Source organism: Vibrio sp. QJM3NY_26, assembly GCF_057786005.1.
In genome coordinates, this window is sequence record NZ_CM173515.1 from 512,605 (window position 1) to 526,427 (window position 13,823).

General features: G+C 45.3%; 7 protein-coding genes. 4 read left to right on the forward strand and 3 right to left on the reverse strand.

Annotated features, from left to right (window positions below):
• Positions 1 to 194: 194 nt before the first annotated feature.
• Together AC3CH4_RS02260 and gltB are read right to left on the reverse strand one after the other, a co-directional pair.
• The gene (locus AC3CH4_RS02260; protein ID WP_004734985.1) at positions 195 to 1,664 is read right to left on the reverse strand and encodes a glutamate synthase subunit beta; all 1,470 of its coding nucleotides are present in this window, start codon (positions 1,662 to 1,664) and stop codon (positions 195 to 197) included.
• Positions 1,664 to 6,211, reverse strand: a complete 4,548-nt coding sequence (gene gltB, locus AC3CH4_RS02265; RefSeq protein WP_004734986.1) for a glutamate synthase large subunit — start codon at positions 6,209 to 6,211, stop codon at positions 1,664 to 1,666. Before gltB ends, AC3CH4_RS02260 begins: the two co-directional genes overlap by 1 nt.
• A gap of 530 nt (positions 6,212 to 6,741) precedes the next feature.
• Here gltB and mnmL point away from each other — a divergent pair.
• From mnmL to AC3CH4_RS02285, 4 genes are all read left to right on the forward strand, one after another.
• Positions 6,742 to 7,695, forward strand: a complete 954-nt coding sequence (gene mnmL / locus AC3CH4_RS02270; RefSeq protein WP_017087516.1) for a tRNA modification radical SAM protein MnmL/YtqA — start codon at positions 6,742 to 6,744, stop codon at positions 7,693 to 7,695.
• A 91-nt stretch (positions 7,696 to 7,786) separates the two neighbouring features.
• Positions 7,787 to 9,538, forward strand: a complete 1,752-nt coding sequence (locus AC3CH4_RS02275; protein WP_017077703.1) for a sensor domain-containing diguanylate cyclase — start codon at positions 7,787 to 7,789, stop codon at positions 9,536 to 9,538.
• Positions 9,539 to 9,689: 151 nt separating this feature from the next.
• Positions 9,690 to 12,113: an aerobic respiration two-component sensor histidine kinase ArcB gene (gene arcB, locus AC3CH4_RS02280; protein ID WP_488543241.1), complete on the forward strand. Its 2,424-nt coding sequence runs from the start codon at positions 9,690 to 9,692 to the stop codon at positions 12,111 to 12,113.
• Between the two features lie 7 nt (positions 12,114 to 12,120).
• A complete protein-coding gene (locus AC3CH4_RS02285; RefSeq protein WP_004734990.1) occupies positions 12,121 to 12,564 on the forward strand; it encodes a hypothetical protein in 444 nt (147 codons plus the stop codon).
• A 221-nt stretch (positions 12,565 to 12,785) separates the two neighbouring features.
• Here AC3CH4_RS02285 and arcA read toward each other — a convergent pair whose 3' ends face one another.
• The gene (gene arcA, locus AC3CH4_RS02290; protein ID WP_004741534.1) at positions 12,786 to 13,502 is read right to left on the reverse strand and encodes a two-component system response regulator ArcA; all 717 of its coding nucleotides are present in this window, start codon (positions 13,500 to 13,502) and stop codon (positions 12,786 to 12,788) included.
• Positions 13,503 to 13,823 lie beyond the last annotated feature (321 nt).

A 13,823-nucleotide genomic window follows, 5' to 3' on the forward strand; every position in this document is an offset into this window, starting at 1 on the left:
AAATAGTAGAATGATATCAAAGGGATATAAAAGGTAGATGTTAATGGGATTTAACATGTGCAACGAAGGGAATGTCCCAGGAGCCGTAAGGCAGATAGAAAAAAGGCTAGCATCGAGTGCTAGCCAAACATAAAAGTTAGGAAGGGTGTTGCTTTTCCTCTAGGCTAACGTCATCGACGCTAGCCCGAGAAATATTATGCGGAAAGCATGAGTGAATCTGCTTTCGCTTCTAAGTTTGAGTTACCCATTAAGAAGTCATCAATGGCAATTGCACATTCACGACCTTCATTAATACAACGTACAACCAGAGATTGGCCAGTACGCATATCACCAGCAGCGAAAACGCCTTTCTGGTTAGTCGCAAAACCTTCAGAAGCGACGTTACCGCGCTCGTCCAGTTTAATGTCTAGTTGAGCAAGCACGCCTGTTGGCTCTGGGTGTAAGAAGCCCATTGCAAGGAATGCCATGTCACATGGAATAACACGTTCAGAGTTCGCTACTTCATCAAAACCTGGACGTTCGCCTGGTTTTGCGTCTTGCCAAACGATGTCAGCGATACGTAGACCCGTTACTTGACCTTGATCGTCGCTAATGAACTCTTTGGTTAAGATGTTCCAATGACGTTCACAACCTTCTTCGTGAGAAGTGGTGGTTTTCATGATCATTGGGTATTGAGGCCAAGGCATATTTGCAGGGCGTTTCTCTGGTGGGATCGGCATGATCTCAACCTGAGTAATGCTTGCTGCTTTATGACGGTTTGATGTGCCTACACAGTCAGAGCCCGTATCACCACCACCGATAACCACAATGTGCTTATCTTTAGCGTGAAGCTCTTCTGTTTTTAGGTCTAAGTCGTTGGCACGGCGGTTGTTTTGACCAAGGAATTCCATGGCAAAGTGAACGCCTTTCAGCTCACGACCTGGGATTGGCAAGTCACGTGGAACCGTAGAACCACCTGTTAGCAATACCACATCAAACTCTTGGCGTAGCTGTTGAGCATTAACATCAACACCGATGTGTTGGTTCACTTTAAACTCAACGCCAGCTTCAGCCATTAGGTTGATCTTACGATCAATCACGTCCATGCCCAGTTTGAAATCTGGGATACCGAAGCGAAGTAGACCACCCACTTTCTCGTCACGTTCAAATACCGTTACCGAGTGACCTGCACTGTTTAGCTGTTCAGCTGCGGCTAAGCCTGCTGGGCCTGAACCGATAACTGCGACAGTTTTCCCTGTGCGAGAGCGTGGTGTTTTAGGCTTTGCGTACCCTTCACGGTACGCAGTTTCTACAATCGTTTTCTCTATATTACAGATAGTGATTGGGTCTTGGTTGATGCCAAGAACACAGGCACTTTCACAAGGAGCAGGACAAACACGACCTGTAAACTCAGGGAAGTTATTGGTAGAGCTAAGAATGTTCCAAGCCTCTTCCCAGCTGTCGCGATAAACAGCGTCATTGAATTCTGGGATGATGTTACCAATCGGACAGCCGTTGTGACAGAAAGGTACGCCACAGTCCATACAACGAGATGCTTGAGTATTGATCTTTTCACCAAACTCTTCGTTAAGTACGAACTCTTTGTTGTCTTCAATTCGAACTGACGGGTCGAGCTTCTTTGGAAGCTCACGACCGTGTTCTAAAAATCCAGTAGGCTTACCCATTATACTGCCTCCACTTCTTCCGTTTGTGCCTGTTGTGCTTCAGCTTTACGCTTTTGAAGAACCGCTTTGTAGTCGCGTGGCATTACTTTAACTAGCGATGCAACACTTGCTTCAAAGTTGTCTAGGAAAGACTGAGCAACTTCACTTCCTGTGAATTCAACATGCTTAGTTAGCATATCTAGTAGAAGATCTTTATCTTCTTGTTCAATTGGATCTAGGTCTACAAGTTCTGCGTTGAGCTTAGTCTCGAAGTCACCTGCTTTATCCCAAACATAAGCGACACCGCCACTCATACCTGCAGCAAAGTTACGACCCGTTGAACCAAGGATAATTGCCGCGCCGCCAGTCATGTATTCACAACCGTGGTCACCAACACCCTCAACAACAACCTTCGCACCAGAGTTACGAACACAGAAACGTTCGCCAGCCATACCGCGAATGAAAGATTCACCAGAGGTTGCACCGTAGAAACATACGTTACCCACCACGATGTTATCTTCAGCAACGATAGTAGATCTTGCATCTGGGTACAGTACCAACGTACCGCCAGACAGACCTTTACCCCAGTAATCGTTCGCATCGCCTTCTACTTCGAACTTAACGCCTTTCGCAAGGAACGCACCGAAAGATTGACCTGCACTACCGTGGAACTTAACGTTCATTGGCTGTGGTAAACCTTGGTCTTTGTAAACCTTCGAGATTTCGTTCGACAGCATCGTGCCTGCTGAACGGTCCGTGTTGATGATAGGGAACTGAGCGGTAACCGCTTCACCTTTCTCAAGCGCTGGGATTGCAGCCTGAATCAACTTACGGTCTAGAACGTCTTCAAGATTATGATTCTGTGTTGTCTGGTTGTAGATACCATCTTCTGCACGAGCCTGCTCAATGTGCAGTACCGGTGTTAGATCTAGGTTCTTGTACTTCCAGTGACCGATGTCATCACGAACTTTAAGTTTGTGCGATTGACCTACCATCTCATCAATAGAGCGGAAGCCAAGTTCAGCCATTACTTCACGTAGACCTTCAGCCATGTATTGGAAGAACGTTACTACGTCTTCTACGCGGCCGTCGAAACGCTCACGAAGAGTTTTGTTTTGTGTTGCGATACCAACAGGACACGTATTCTTGTGACACTTACGCATCATGATACAGCCTTCAACAACTAGAGCAGCTGTTGCTACGCCCCATTCTTCAGCGCCAAGTAACGTTGCGACTGCAAGGTCACGTGGTGTTTTCATCTGACCATCAGACTGAACAACGATACGGTTACGTAGGCCGTTTTTCAGTAGTGTTTGGTGCGTTTCCGCTAGACCTAATTCCCAAGGCAGACCGGTGTGACGGATAGAAGACATCGGAGATGCACCCGTACCACCATCAAAACCTGCGATAAGTACCACGTCAGCTTTCGCTTTCGCTACACCCGATGCAATCGTACCTACGCCAGCTTCCGATACTAGTTTCACGTTTACACGGCCGTTACGGTTCGCGTTTTTCAGATCGTAGATCAGCTGAGCCAAATCTTCGATTGAGTAGATATCGTGGTGTGGCGGTGGAGAGATAAGACCTACGCCCGGAGTCGAGTGACGCGTTGCGCCGATCCAGTCATCAACCTTATCACCAGGTAGTTGACCACCTTCGCCAGGTTTCGCACCTTGAGCCATCTTGATTTGCAGCTCATCAGCGTTAGATAGGTAGTAAGACGTTACACCAAAGCGACCAGAAGCCACCTGTTTGATTGCTGAACGTTCCCAGTCGCCATTTTCTTTACGCTCGAAACGTGCTGGGTCTTCACCACCTTCACCTGAGTTCGACTTCGCGCCAATGCGGTTCATTGCAACAGCGAGTGTTGAGTGAGCCTCATGCGAGATTGAACCGAAGCTCATTGCGCCTGTTGCGAAACGCTTAAGGATTTTCTCAATAGGTTCTACTTCCGCTAGAGGAATAGAGCCTGCTGGGTTCTTGATGAAATCAAGTTGGCTACGTAGTGTTGCTGCGTTGTCGCCTTGAGCATCAACGGCGTTCGCGTACTTCTTGAATTGACCGTAATCTTTGTTACGCGTCGATTCTTGAAGTAGAGAAATTGTTTCTGGGTTGAATAAGTGCTTCTCACCACGTTGTTTCCACTGGTAAACACCGCCAACATCAAGAACTTGAGCTGGGATTTCACGAGCAGGGTAACCAACACGGTGACGAACCAGTACTTCTCGTGCGATATCGTCGATCGTTAGACCTTGGATACGAGAAACAGTACCCGTGAAGTATTTTTCAACCACTGATTTGCTAACACCAAGTGCTTCAAAGATTTGAGCGCCGTGGTAAGACTGCAGCGTAGAGATACCCATCTTCGAGAAGATCTTCAGTAGACCGCCGTTAACACCCTTACGGTAGTTATCGAATAACTCACGTGGATGAACGTTTGGATCTAGCTTCTTAGTACGTTGCAGTTCAACAATCGTTTCGATAACTAGGTATGGGTTAACTGCGTTTGCACCGTAACCAATTAAGGTTGCAAAGTGGTGTGTCTCACGAGCGTCGCCCGTTTCAACCACGATGTCACACTTAGCACGTAGCCCTTTACGGATTAGGTGGTGGTGAACCGCGCCAACCGCCAGCATTGCTGGGATAGCGGCATGGTTTGAGTTAACCGCACGGTCAGTCAGTAGAATGATAGAGTAACCATCAATAACCGCATCTTCCGCATATTGGCAGATACGCTTAAGTGCGCGCTCTAACTTACCTTGGTCTCCGTTCGCTTGGAATACGATATCCAGCGTCTTCGATTGAAGGTGCTCATTATCGATTGCACGCAGTTTCTCTAACTCTGAGTTAGAAAGAACTGGAGACTCAAGTTCCACTTTTTGACAGTGTTCAGGTGTTTCAGCAAGTAGGTTCTGATCTTTACCTAGGTAAGTGTTCAGAGACATAACCATACGCTCACGAATCGGGTCGATTGGCGGGTTAGTTACTTGTGCAAACAACTGCTTAAAGTAGTTTGAAAGGTGCTGCGATTGATGAGAAAGAATCGCTAGCGGCCAGTCAGCACCCATTGCAGAAAGTGGCTCGTAGCCTGTTTTTGCAAGAGGGAGAATGATTTCGTTTACTTCTTCAGAGCTCACACCAAACGATTGTTGTTTGTGTAGCAGTTTCTCTGGAGAAGGTTGGTTAAATTCGTTGCTCGCATCGGGTAGCTTTTTCAAGCTCAGAAGGTTCTCTTCAACCCATTTTTCGTAGGGTTGGGATTTAGCGATACCGTCTTTCACTTCTTCATCAGAAATGATGCGACCTTGCTCAAGGTCAGCCACGAAGATACGGCCAGGTTGCAAACGACCACGATATTCAACGTTTTCAGGTGCGATCTCAACAACACCAGACTCAGACGCCATCACTAGGAAGTCGTCTTTAGTTACTGTGTAGCGAGAAGGACGCAGACCGTTACGGTCAAGAGTTGCACCAACTTGAACACCATCGGTGAAACATACTGACGCTGGGCCATCCCATGGTTCCATTACGTTCGCGTGGTACTGGTAGAACGCACGACGAGTTGGATCCATGTTTTTGTTTTCTTGCCATGCTTCCGGGATCATCATCATCAACGCATGTGGCAGAGTACGACCTGAAAGAACAAGTAGCTCAAGCGCCATATCGAAGTTTGATGAGTCTGAGCTACCTTCTTGACAGATAGGAAGCAGCATGTCGATTTCAGCTTGTGTAAACAGATCCGATTCTAGGATTGCTTCACGTGCTTTCATCCAGTTCAGGTTGCCGCGAACCGTATTGATCTCGCCATTGTGCGCGATGTAACGGAAAGGCTGAGCTAGACGCCAACGTGGGAATGTATTGGTAGAGAAGCGAGAGTGTACCAGTGCTAGAGCTGTCACCATAGTTGGGTTTTGCAGGTCTAGGAAGTACTGAGGAACTTGTTCAGTTGTTAGCTGACCTTTGTACACCAATGTCTTGTAAGACATAGAGTTGATGTAGAAGTCATCACCGATATTTGAAACGCTTTCTAGGCATACACGAACCGTGTAGTTACGTAGAACATACAGTTTACGCTCAAGCTCTTCTGGTGTGATACCAGGGCCGCCAGAAATAAATACGTGTTCAAATTGAGGTTCAGTGCTTAATGGGTCAGCACCAATCATTGAATTGTCAGTTGGAAGTTCACGGTAGCCGATAACTTCTAACTCAAGGCGTTGTGCATTGCGTTCTAGAATGTCACGACACTGTGCACGTTTGTATTCATCTTTAGGGAAAAGTACAACACCAACACCATATTTTTCAAAAGATGGCAGTTTAATTCCAAGCTTTACGGCTTCTTCTAGTAAGAATTCGTGCGGCTTCTGTAGCAGGATACCTGCACCATCACCAGAACACGGATCGCAGCCTTGGCCGCCACGGTGTTCCATACGTGCAAGCATATCGAGTGCTTGAGTTACTACATCATGAGATTTGCGATTCTTTAGATGCGCAACAAAACCGATACCACAAGCGTCATGCTCCAATTCAGGAGTATACAGACCCTGTGAGTTCTGCTCTTGATCTACCATAGATACATCCTTCCAGTTAAATCTAGGCGCAACTTATTTGTATTAAGTTAGCCTTGTCCTTTTATATTTATGGGTCTAAACCTGCCTATGCTGGCGGTTTGAATCCTTTCCGTATCTCGCAGGAAAAGTATTGCGAGAAAAACAATCCTTAGTGATATCCGTTTATTTTTAGCCACAAACTAGTGGTTTATATAGGTGGGATATGGGTATCACCGACTTATTGGCAAGTTTTAGGTGTAAGTAAATACTCAAAAATAGCCAATATGTGTAAGTATCCTACAATTTTGTCTAGGCGAATTGCAATGAAAGTTGGTCCATGTAGACCATTTTTTTCGTTTTATTTTGAATTTAATGTCTAACAAATGTGCAACATTAGGCAAATAGAGCCGATTTTTTGCATGTTTATTGATATTTGATAGGTTGCTCGCAAAAAGCCTTGCGTAAACTAATTGGTCGAATTTTGCAGGGATGTAATTTTTTTTCAGAAAAAGACTGAGATTCATTTTTATTTACTTGAGCACTTTGAAAATATGCAATTACACGAGTTGGTTAATACTATCGGCCAAGACCTTCAACGTCGTTATGGCGAAAAGGTTCACAAGCTGACACTTCATGGTGGTTTTAGCTGCCCAAATCGAGACGGCACAATCGGTCGCGGTGGTTGCACTTTTTGCAATGTGGCGTCTTTTTCCGACGAACAAACTCAGATTCAAAGTATTGCCGATCAATTAAAAGACCGTGCGGGTGAGATTGCCCGTGCTAAGAAGTATCTTGCTTACTTTCAGGCATATACTAGCACTTATGCTGAAGTGCAGGTGCTCAAGAATATGTACGAAGAAGCCCTTAAAGCTCCGGGTGCCAATATTGTTGGCCTTTGCGTTGGTACAAGACCCGATTGCGTGCCTGATTCTGTATTGGAACTGCTGTCGGGTTACGTGAAACAAGGCTACGAGATTTGGCTAGAACTCGGACTACAAACGGCCAATGATAAAACCCTCAAGCGAATTAACCGTGGCCACGATTTCGCGGTGTATGAAACGATCACTCGGCGTGCTCGTGCTTTGGGGATCAAGATATGTACCCACCTTATTGTTGGCCTGCCCAAAGAAACCAAAGCGGATAACCTTGAAACTTTAGATAAAGTATTAGCCGTTGGCACCGACGGTATTAAGCTGCACGGGCTCCATATAGTAGAGGGCAGTACCATGGCTAAGGCGTGGAAGGCCGGAAAGCTAGAAGCACCAAGCCTTGAGGAGTACATTGATATCGCGACTGAGGTGATTCAACGTACTCCAGCAAACGTGGTTTATCACCGAGTATCTTCTGCGGCACGACGCCCGACGTTACTCTCTCCTTTGTGGTGTGAGAACCGTTGGTTAGCGATGACTGAGATTGGCCGTTCGCTTGATAAAACTGGCGCACAAGGCATCAAAACTGGCTCTGCATTCGAGTACACACTGCCCGTTTTAAACGCGGTCAATTGATAGAAAATGGTGACTGTCGGTAACAGCAGATAAAACCAACAAATAGTGGTAACATTTCCCTCACAGATTTTATGGTATAGATTGAGAGTAAATGGAACTGGTAATGACTTGGTTGTGGGACAGGGCGTATGGCTACGGTATTTATATCGTTGTTGTATTGCTGATTGCTCTCATCTGCTGGCATCTTTATTCACGTTATCAGTCGCATCTTGAAAAACTTCTACTCGCTACTCCATCGCCACTCTACTTTGTTGATGTTCGAAGTGGAGAGATCTTATATGCCAATCGCCAAGCTATGCAGCTGCTTGGTATTCGCCAAATTGGCGTTAACTTTCGATTTCCTACCGTTGAAAGCGAGAATAGCTTTCGTCATTACTTAACCAATCACATCAACTCTCGATCATTTGAGCAGGTCTCACTGTGGGCGCTGTCTGAATTTGAGTCCTTTAAGATCAATTTGGTTGGTCGCAGGATCCGTTTTAGAAGCAAGAAAGCGTGGATGATTCACGCATCACCGTATAAAAATACAGATGAAGAGGTGTCCCAAGAAGTTCGTGAGCTTAATGTCGCGCGTACCGCTTTGGATTCTTTATCTGAGCTGATCTATGTAAAAGATCAAAAGGGTGAGTTGGTGACGAGTAATCGCTCGTTTAAAAAGTTTTGGCATGGTCGCTCAGAAGAGGGCACTTTGAGTGTTTCTGGCGGGGCTTTAAAAGGTCGAGTCAGTGAACGTTCGTGGACAACGGATCAAGACGGTAAGGGTTGTTTGCTTGAAACCTATCAAAGTGTCTTGCTCTCGCAAGATGGATCAACCATAGGCACGCTCTCAATTAGCCATGATGTGACCGATTGGCACGACATGCAGCAAAAGCTGCGCGGCGAAATGGAAAAGCGAAAAGATACCGAAGTCGCGCTTGCCCAACGTGACACCATCCTCCAAAACATCTTGGAAGCGAGCCCTGACTCGATTGGTATCTTCAACGAAAATATGGTTTACCAAGCGTGTAATAAGCCATTTGTGGCAGCGCTGGGTATCTCGGAAGTGAGTGATTTGGTCGGTAAGCGCCTGCAAGATGTGGTGCCTAATAGTATGTATATGCGTATTTCAGACACCGACCACCAAGTGCTTCATCAAGGTAAGTCATTACGCTATATCGATAAGGTCGTCTCTAGTGATGGCGAATACACTTGGTATGATGTGGTGAAATCACCGTTTAGAGATCTGGCATCAAGCACTAATGGTGTGTTGATCATGGCGCGTGATATTACAGAACGTTACCTTGCGGAGCAGAAACTTGAAGAAGCTAACCTTGAGCTTGAGCGTCTTAGCTTTATGGATAGCTTGACTCAGGTTTCCAACCGCCGTCGCTTTGATGAGCAGCTTTCGACGCTGTGGCATTATCATGTGCGTGAGAAATTACCACTGACGATTATGCTGTGTGACATCGATTTCTTTAAAGGTTACAACGATTTTTACGGACATCAACAAGGTGATGATGCTCTGATCCAAGTCTCTCAGGCATTTAAGCAGGTGCTGAACCGTTCATCGGATTGTGTGGCTCGTTACGGTGGTGAAGAGTTCGGCTTTATTCTACCGAATACTACGGCTGAAGGTGCTCAGCTGGTGGCACAGCGTATCCATGATGGGATCCTTAAATTGGAACTGGCGCATGAGAAATCGAATGTCTCTGAATTCATCACGGTGAGTATTGGTATTATCTCTTACATTCCGACACCTGATGATGAAATGGATTCGGCGGTTGCCTTGGCTGACAGTGCGTTGTATCAAGCTAAATCCGACGGTCGAAACCGTTCGATGGTGCATCCTTCCTCAATTCGATAAGCGTATTTATCTCTTGCTGCCCCTCTATTTATCCCACTTATCTGTTTTAAACAATATAACTGTAGCTCTCTTGCTGCGTGTGATGTAGCTAGCTTACCTCCTCTCTTTAAACAGGGTAGAATATTGCTAGTCTTATCGCATGGAGCGTTAAATGAAACCCATGAAAAATCTCGCTCAGTATTACGTGGATCTACTCGTAAAACTGGGGATTGTCCGCTTTTCTATCTTACTCGCCTTAGCGCTTGTAGCCCTCGCAGTTGTTGTGCAAGTGGGTATTACCCTCGCACTCAAAGGTAATGTTGATGATATCGACATTGTCCGTTCGGTTTTCTTCGGTTTAGTGATCACGCCTTGGGCGGTTTATTTCCTATCAGTGGTCGTTGATCAGCTGGAAGAGTCTCGTCAAAGGTTGGCGAAATTGGTCTCTAAGCTTGGTGACATGCGAGAGCGAGATCAAGAGCTCAACAATAAACTGCAACTCAATATCGAGAAGCTTAATCAAGAAATTGAAGAGCGTGAAAAAGCGGAAGAAGCGCGTGCAGAAGCAATGCACGATCTCGAAAATGAGGTGTTCCAGCGTGAGCGAACTCAGCTTGAACTTGCAGAGCGTACGGCACTGCTACGCTCATTTATTGATGCCTCTCCTGATCTTATTTACTATCGCAATGAAGATGGTGTGTTTTCTGGTTGTAACCGTGCAGTTGAAGAGCTTACTGGCAAGACAGAAAAAGATCTCGTTGGCTTAACGCCTTGGGATGTTTATAGCAAAGAGATCGCTCAACAAGTTGTTGAAACTGACAAGAAAGTATTTGCTGACAACCAAGCGCTGACTTATGACCAATGGCTGGAATACCCTGATGGTCGTAAGAGCTACTTCGAACTGCGTAAGGTGCCTTTCTACAGTAAAGAAGGTCGTCACTTGGGCTTGGTCGGTTTTGGTCGTGATATTACCGAGCGTAAAGAGCACCAAGAGTCACTGGAGAAAGCCAGTCGCGATAAGACCACCTTTATCTCAACCATTAGCCACGAGTTAAGAACACCGCTCAATGGCATCATCGGCTTGAGTCGTATGTTGTTGGATAGCCAACTGACGACCGAGCAGCGCAAGCAGATGCAAACCATCAAGGTGAGCGCGGTGACATTGGGTAATATCTTTAACGATATTATCGATATGGATAAATTTGATCGTCGTAAACTTGAGTTATTCCCAACTCCGCTCAACTTTGAAGATTTCGTTGTTGAGATCGAGAGTATTTCTGCGTTAATGGCAGAGCAAAAAGGGTTAAGGTTTGATCTTGAAAGGTTATCGGATCTTCCTGCTGCGGTCGAAGTGGATGGTACTCGTCTTAGACAGGTGTTGTGGAACCTTGTTAGTAATGCCATGAAGTTCACCAAAGATGGTGGTGTGGTGATGACAGTCAGCGCTGAAGTTGATGGCGACTTTGCCAACATCACCATGGAAGTAGAAGACACCGGAATTGGTATTCCTGAAAGTGAAATTGAGAAGATCTTCGCGATGTACTACCAGGTGAAGTCGGGAACAGATAATCTACACGCTGTCGGTACCGGAATTGGTCTTGCCGTGTCTCAACAGCTGATCAATATGATGGATGGTCACATTGAAGTCACCAGTGAAGAGGGCTTTGGTAGTACCTTTACAGTTTCGATTCGAGTGCCTGTTAATCACGATACTCAGGCTCTGATCAAAACGCCAAGAAAGCAGTCCAACCTCAAGATCTTCATGGTCGAAGATATTGAGCTTAATATCACAGTAGCTCGCTCTCTACTTGAAAGCCTTGGTCATGAAGTGACAGTCGTAATGACGGGTAAAGAGGCGCAAATCGTTTTCAACCCGAAAGATTATGACTTGGTATTACTGGATATCCAGTTACCAGATATGACGGGCTTCGATATTGCTCAATACTACCGCGAGAAATACAGCAAGCTGCCGCCTTTGGTGGCATTAACCGCAAACGTATTAAACAACAAGCAAGAATACTTCCAGAAAGGCATGGACGAAGCGATCAGTAAACCACTGTCGGTTCGTGCAATCCAGGATGTCATCAGCGATCTTATCGAGGATGCGCCAGAGGTTATTGAGAAAGCCAAGGGAATTGATACAGCAAAGAATGTTGAAAAAGTAACCGGTATTGAGAAAGTAACAGGTGTTAAGAAAGTAACAGGTGCTGAGAAAGTAACAGCGAGTAAGCCCGCTCTTTCAACGATTGATACCTCTTTGCTTGATATTGATATGCTAGAGTCTTATGTTGACATTGTCGGGTCGAAACCGGTTTTGGACAGCATCGTGATGTTTGAAGATATGATGCCGGAATATATGGAAATATTGAACTCCAACATGGTGGCGAAAGATCAAGACAGCATCGTTTCTGAAGCGCATAAGATTAAAGGTGCGGCAGGTTCAATTGGTCTGAAGCGCATACAGCAAGTTGCTCAGAAAGCTCAATCTCCAGATATGCCTGCGTGGTGGGAGAACATTTCAGATTGGGTTGATGAAATAAATAACGAATACCAGAATGACATTGAAGTATTAAAGAGTTGGTTAAATCAAAGGTAGAAGAATAATGAAAAAATTAGCATTCGCCGCATGTGTCGTGGCATTAGCGGGTTGTTCTGCACCACAAGTAGAGTGGCAGCAGGATAACCAAGTAGAAATATCTGCAGCGACAGTCACAATGAAAAGCAACCTGTGGCACAACAAGATGCCTACGATTGGAGAGGCTCAAGATAAGACTCTGCATGGTTCTATCTACCTAGAGTCTGACTCACAACTACCAGCAACGCTTGCGGTTGAGAGTGTGACGGTTAAACAGGGTGCGGATACCTTGTTGGTAACAGCTGACGATCTTGATTTAAGAACACACAGTGAAACTCAGTGGGAAGTCGCTTTTGTATGGCAGCTAGAGATCGATAGTGACAAACCTGTTGATGTTGCGATTGAACTCAAAGACGGCGAAACCGTGAAGTGGCTCGTCGAGAAAGACGTTAAGGTTGATACGGTTTACTAAAACCTTAGCGATCAATGAACAATAAAAAAGGGAGAATGCATTGGCATTCTCCCTTTTTAATCACTATTGATTACGCTTCGACTGTTAGAAGTACTATTGGTTTACAAGTACTATTGGTTTAGAAGTACTATCAGTTTATAAGTACTAACGGTTTAGAAGTGCTATCGGTTTAGAACAGCTAACCGACGACAAGAACTAAACGGCCCGAAGCGCGAATCGAATTAGTCTTCTAGATCACCACAAAAGCGGTAGCCTTCACCGTGAATCGTTGCGATGATTTCTGGCGTACCAGAAACAGACTCAAAGTGTTTACGAATACGACGGATTGTTACGTCTACAGTACGATCGTGTGGCTTAAGCTCACGGCCAGTCATCTTCTTAAGAAGGTCTGCACGTGTTTGGATCTTACCTGGGTTCTCACAGAAGTGAAGTAGAGCACGGAACTCTGAACGAGGTAGCTTGTAGCCTTCGCCATCTGGGCTAACCAGAGAACGACTGTTGATGTCTAGTACCCAACCATTGAACTCGTACTTCTCAACGCTACGCTTTTCTTCTTGAACAGAGCTTGTGCTCATTGAACGGTTAAGAAGGTTGCGTGCACGGATAGTCAGTTCACGAGGGTTGAAAGGCTTAGTGATGTAGTCATCAGCGCCGATCTCTAGGCCAAGGATCTTATCAACTTCATTATCACGACCCGTTAAGAACATAAGCGCTACATTTGCTTGCTCACGTAGTTCACGCGCAAGTAGTAGGCCATTCTTACCAGGAAGGTTGATGTCCATAATTACAAGGTTAACTTGGTTGTCAGATAGCACTTGGTGCATCTCTTCACCGTCGCTAGCCTCAAAAACAGCATATCCCTCTGCTTCAAAAATACTCTTTAGAGTGTTACGAGTTACTTGCTCATCTTCAACGATAAGAATCTGCGGGGTTTGCATTTGGCGGTACCTAAATTTGTGACGAAACTGTGCTAATAGAATAAATTCTAGGCAAAAACATAACATACAGGTAATGTATTTTTGATGATAACTTAAAGTTTTCAAAAAAACACTTACTTCCAGCTATCTGCCTTCCTTGAAGTATTGCCCAATAACGTAGATCCAGTACGCCTTTTAATCATTCTTTTAGTGATTGCAGAGGATTCTATAATGTTAACAGCATGCTAACAACGCGAGAATGTTAATTCCATTCACTTTGTTGATTTACATCAATTGCCGTATCGCAACAAACTTTAATAGTATGGCTACAACTTAACCAAT